The 5,490-nt window shown below is 60.6% G+C and carries 4 protein-coding genes; 3 read left to right on the top strand and 1 reads right to left on the bottom strand.

Features of this window, described 5'->3' with window-relative positions; genetic code table 11:
- The first annotated feature begins 85 nt into the window (after positions 1-85).
- The 3 genes from secA (at position 86) to B3520_RS16475 (ending at position 5,126) form a co-directional block, all read left to right on the top strand.
- The gene (secA, locus tag B3520_RS16485; protein WP_286876450.1) at positions 86-2,812 is read left to right on the top strand and encodes a preprotein translocase subunit SecA; all 2,727 of its coding nucleotides are present in this window, start codon (positions 86-88) and stop codon (positions 2,810-2,812) included.
- A gap of 156 nt (positions 2,813-2,968) precedes the next feature.
- On the top strand, positions 2,969-4,189 hold the full coding sequence (gene argJ, locus B3520_RS16480; RefSeq protein WP_286805426.1) for a bifunctional glutamate N-acetyltransferase/amino-acid acetyltransferase ArgJ: 1,221 nt from the start codon (positions 2,969-2,971) through the stop codon (positions 4,187-4,189).
- Positions 4,190-4,193: 4 nt separating this feature from the next.
- Positions 4,194-5,126 (top strand): Nudix family hydrolase, encoded by a 933-nt coding sequence (locus B3520_RS16475; RefSeq protein ID WP_286805427.1) that lies wholly within the window; start codon positions 4,194-4,196, stop codon positions 5,124-5,126.
- 9 nt (positions 5,127-5,135) lie between these two features.
- Here B3520_RS16475 and yacG read toward each other — a convergent pair whose 3' ends face one another.
- Positions 5,136-5,333 (bottom strand): DNA gyrase inhibitor YacG, encoded by a 198-nt coding sequence (gene yacG / locus B3520_RS16470; RefSeq protein WP_286805428.1) that lies wholly within the window; start codon positions 5,331-5,333, stop codon positions 5,136-5,138.
- Between the last annotated feature and the right edge of the window lie 157 nt (positions 5,334-5,490).

The raw sequence follows: 5,490 nt of genomic DNA, 5'->3' as shown, positions 1-5,490 counted from the left end.
TCGCAAGCCACATTCGGTTTACTCGTCGGTTTTCCGACGAGGTGACAGTCGTTCACCCGCAAATTGCTCAAGTACGGTAATAACAATGATCGGTAAATTAGTGAAGTCCCTGTTCGGCTCGAAGAACGAGCGCGAATTGAAGCGTATGCGCAAAACAGTCGCCAAAATCAACGAGATGGAAGGCGAGCTGGAAGCGCTCAGTGATGAGGCCCTGGCGGCCAAGACAACGGAATTCAAACAACGCTTTGAGCAGGGGGAAACCCTGGATCAACTGCTGCCGGAAGCGTTCGCGGTGGTTCGCGAGGCCAGTAAGCGGGCGTTGGGTCTGCGTCACTTCGACGTTCAGATGATCGGGGGGATGGCCCTGCACCAGGGCAAGATTTCCGAAATGCGTACCGGTGAGGGTAAAACCCTGGTCTCCACCTTACCCTGTTACCTGCACGCCCTGACCGGCCGTGGCGTCCACGTGGTCACGGTGAACGATTACCTGGCATCCCGAGACGCCGCCTGGATGGGCAAGGTCTACCAGAAGCTGGGCATGACCGTGGGCGTCATCCGCTCCATGCAGCCCTCCGCCGACAAGCGCGACGCTTACGCGGCGGATATAACCTACGGCACCAACAACGAGTTCGGCTTTGATTATCTGCGCGATAACATGGCCCTCAGTCTGAAGGATAAAGTCCAGCGGCCGCTCAACTTCGCCGTGGTGGACGAAGTGGATTCGATCCTGATTGACGAGGCGCGTACCCCGCTCATCATCTCCGGTGCGGCAGAGAACAGCTCCGAGCTGTATATGCGCATGTGCAAGCTGATTCAGAACCTGAATCCGGTGCCGGAAGAGGGTGAGGATGGCGATTACACGGTCGATGAAAAAAGCCGCCAGGTTGAGTTGACCGAGCAGGGACACCAGAAAGTGGAAGACCTGCTGTCCCGTTCCGGACTGTTGCCGGAGGGAGAGAGCCTCTATGCCGCGAACAATCTGGGGCTGCTGCACCACGTCAACTCCGCCCTGCGCGCTCGTGCGCTGTTCCATCGGGATGTGGAATACATCGTACAGAACAATCAGGTGGTGCTTATCGATGAGCACACCGGGCGCACCATGGCGGGTCGCCGGCTGTCCGAAGGCCTGCACCAGGCCATCGAGGCCAAAGAGGGCGTGCCGATCCAGAGCGAGAGCCAGACGCTGGCCTCGACCACCTTCCAGAATTACTTCCGCCTGTATCCCACACTGTCCGGTATGACCGGTACGGCCGATACCGAGGCGTTTGAATTTCGGGAGATTTACGGTCTGGACGTGGTGGTGATTCCCACCAACAAGCCCAAGCAGCGCATTGACCTAAATGATCTGGTGTATCTCACGGTCGAGGAAAAGTACGACGCAATTGTTGAAGACATCAAAAAATACCAAGCGCAGAAGGCCCCGATTCTGGTCGGCACCGCATCCATCGAGACGTCGGAAGAAATGTCCAGCCGCTTGAAAAAAGCGGGCATAGACCACCAAGTGCTCAACGCCAAGTACCACGAGCAGGAAGCGGAAATCATCGCTCAGGCCGGCCGACCGGGCGCGGTAACCATTGCCACCAACATGGCCGGTCGGGGTACCGACATCGTACTCGGCGGCAACTGGGAAGCCGAAGTCGCCAAGCTGGACAACCCCACCGATGCCCAGATCGAGCAGATCAAAAGCGAGTGGAAAAAGCGTCACGAGCAGGTGATTGAGGCCGGTGGTCTGCATATCATCGGTACCGAACGTCACGAATCGCGCCGCATCGACAATCAGTTGCGCGGCCGGGCCGGTCGTCAGGGGGACCCGGGGGTCACCCGTTTCTACCTGTCGATGGAAGACAGCCTGATGCGGATTTTCGCTTCAGACCGCATTCGGGGCTTCATGCAGGCCCTGGGTATGGAGAAGGGCGAAGCGATCGAGCACCGTATGGTGAACAACGCTATCGAAAAGGCTCAGCGCAAGGTGGAAGGGCGCAACTTCGACATCCGCAAACAGTTGTTGGAGTTTGATAACGTCGCCAATGACCAGCGGCAGGTGGTGTATCAGCAGCGCAACGAGCTGCTCGAAGCCGAAACGATCACCGACACCATCAACTCGGTGCGCTTTGATGTGGTCGATGAGATCATCAGCGAACACATTCCGCCCCAGAGTCTGGAAGAACAGTGGGATGTGACGGGTCTGGAGAAGCGTCTGGAGCAGGAGTTCGGGCTGCGGCTGCCGCTGGCCAAGTGGCTGGATGAGGACGATCAGTTACACGAGGAAAAGCTGCGCGAAAAACTCCAGACGGAAGTGCAGGGTGCCTACGACGCCAAGTGTGCGCGTATCGGGCCGGTGATGACCGAGATCGAAAAGCAGGTGATGTTGCAGGTACTGGACAATGCCTGGAAAGAGCAATTGGCCAACATGGATCACTTGCGTCAGGGCATTAACCTGCGCTCCTATGCTCAGAAGAACCCCAAACAGGAATACAAGCGCGAAGCGTTTTATCTGTTCCAGGGCATGCTGGATAAAGTGAAGCATGAAGTGATTCACCTGCTGGCCCGTGTGGAGCCGGTGACCCGGGAGCAGATGGAGGAGATGGAGCGCAAGCGGCGCGAAGAGCGCGAACGTCAGAAGATGCAGCTGCAGCACGACGAGGTGTCGGCCCTGAGCGGTGGTCGCCAACAGGCGGCGGAGCAGCCGGCGGGCGAGGGCGAGCCTGGCGGCCAGCCGTTCGTGCGCGACGGACGCAAAGTGGGCCGCAACGATCCGTGCCCCTGCGGTTCCGGCAAGAAATACAAGCAGTGTCACGGTAAGTTGAGCTGATTACGGTGGTTGTGTTGCGGTTTTGGTAACGGCGGATGCGGCTTCGCCTTATCCGCCCTACGCGAACTGCCAAGCTATCCGTAGGGCGGATAAGCGCAGCGCATCCGCCGTTACCCAACGTTGAGGCATCCCCTTCATTAAAACGGAGTTCCAAAAATGGCCGTTGGCGAATACCCCTTTCCCTCCATGCCCCCACTGGCCGGGATCAAACTGGCCACGGCCAGCGCCGGGATCAAAAAGCCCGGTCGCCAGGATGTGGTGTTGATCGAGCTGGCCGCTGGTACCCGCAGCGCCGGTGTGTTCACCCGCAACGCCTTTTGTGCCGCGCCGGTGACGCTGTGCCGCGAATACCTCAAACAGGCCAGCCCCCGCTACCTGGTGATCAACTCCGGCAACGCCAACGCCTGCACGGGCGAGCGGGGTCGGCGCGACGCCATCGCCACCAGTGAGGCCGTAGCCCAGTTGTCCGGTGTTCAGGCCGCTCAGGTACTGCCTTTCTCCACCGGTGTGATCGGGGAGCCGCTGCCGGTCAACAAGATCGTCAATGTGCTGCCCCAGGCTCATGCCGGGCTCAGCGAAAGCGGCTGGGAAGCAGCGGCCAAGGCGATCATGACCACCGATACCCGTCCCAAGGGTTATACCGCCAGCGTCGAACATCAGGGCAAAACCATCACGGTAAATGGTATTGCCAAAGGCGCAGGTATGATCAAGCCGAACATGGGCACCATGCTTGCCTATATTGCCACCGATGCGGATATCGCCCAGCCGGTGCTGGACGATTTGTGCAAGGAGGCCGCGAATAAATCCTTCAACCGGATCACCATCGACGGCGATACCTCCACCAACGATTCCTGCATTCTGATGGCTACCGGGCAATCCGGTGCTGAGGCAATCACCGAGGCCTCTGGCGATCTGTACGAGAAAGTGCGTGGGCTGATCATTGGTGCCCATGAATACCTCGCCAAGTGCATCGTTGCGGACGGCGAGGGGGCGACTAAGTTTGTCACTCTGGCGGTCAGCGGCGGCGCCAGTCAGGACGAGTGTCTGCAGGTGGGTTATGCGGTGGCGCATTCGCCGCTGATCAAGACCGCCCTGTTCGCCTCGGACCCCAACTGGGGGCGGATTGTGGCGGCGGTAGGCTATGCCGGCGTGCCGGGGCTGGACGCCAACAAGGTTCGCATCCACCTGAACGACACACTGATTGTCGAAGACGGTGGACGCGCCGAGGGGTATACCGAAGAGCAGGGCCAGGCGGTCATGGATCAGGCGGAAATCACCATCCGCATTGACCTCGGCCGCGGCGCTTGTGCGGAAACCCTCTGGACCACCGATCTGTCCCACGAGTACGTGCGCATCAACGCCGACTACCGGAGCTGATTCCATGGGTTCGGTGGTACGAGTGGCGGTGGGTGTGATTCAGGACCCACAGGGTCGAATCCTGATTGCCCGCCGTCCCGAGCACGTGCACCAGGGCGGCCTCTGGGAGTTTCCCGGGGGCAAGGTCGATGAGGGGGAAACGCTGGCGGATGCCCTCGCTCGGGAGCTGGCGGAAGAACTCTCGATAGAGGTGCGCGCCAGCGAACCGCTGATCGATATTCGCCACGACTACCCGGACAAGTCCGTGCTGCTACAGGTATGCCGGGTGACCGATTTTTCGGGCGAGGCGCGTGGCAACGAGGGCCAGCCGGTGCGCTGGGTCGAGCCGGCAGCCTTACCCGACTACCGCTTCCCCGAGGCCAACCGGCCGATCCTTCATGCCATTCGTCTGCCACAAAAGATATTGATTACCGGTTCCGCCAACTCGGAGGCAGACTGGTGGCAGCGCCTGGAGCGGGCGTTGACCAATGGCCACTCCTGGATTCACTTGCGTGCCCCGGAGCTGTCGGCCGACGCGTATCGGGCTCGGGCCCTACAGGCGCAAGTGCTGTGTGCCCGGTTCGGTGCCACACTGATCGCCCATGGCCCGGAAGATCGCGGTCTGAGCGGGCTGGCTGGCTGGCATATGAACGCCGAGGCGTTGCGGCACTGTGAGCGGCGCCCGTTGGGGCTTTCGGGTTGGTGGGGCGCGTCCTGCCATACCCCGGAGGAGCTGGAGCAGGCGGTTCGCCTGGGTGTGGACTACGTGTTTCTGTCCCCGGTACAGGTTACCCAAAGTCACCCGGATACCGAGCCTCTGGGCTGGGCGCGTTTTGCCGAATGGACGGCCGGAGTGCCCCTGCCGGTGTACGCCCTGGGCGGTGTGGGGCCCGAGGCCCTGCCGCAGGCAAAAGCCGCCGGGGCGCAGGGCATCGCGGGTATAGGGTACGCCTGGTAGGTTCTCGTGTCAGAGGGGCTGATCGTTCTCATCAAGGATCACCGGATCGCCCGGAATCTTGTGGCCTTCACTGGCCCATTCGCCCAGATCGATCATTTTGCAGCGTTCGCTGCAGAAGGGGCGGTAGGGATAATCCTCACTCCAGACAATCGTTTCGCCGCAGGTCGGGCAGTCCAGTTTGATGGGCTCGGGGGTCGGGTCAGTCATGGCTCGGGTCCGCAGTCACTCAATGGGCGGCCGTTATAGCACCGCCCGGCAGGTCAATTCAATCCCGTTGACGGATAATGGTCAACTGGATGGTGCCTACCCTGAATCCCCACTTGCGCAGGGTGGACTGGTTGATGATGGTGTCCTCGTCGACCCG

The sequence above is a fragment of the Marinimicrobium sp. UBA4509 genome, from assembly GCF_002388575.1.
Lineage (GTDB): Bacteria > Pseudomonadota > Gammaproteobacteria > Pseudomonadales > Cellvibrionaceae > Marinimicrobium > Marinimicrobium koreense.
This window is presented reverse-complemented; position numbering and strand designations above follow the sequence as displayed.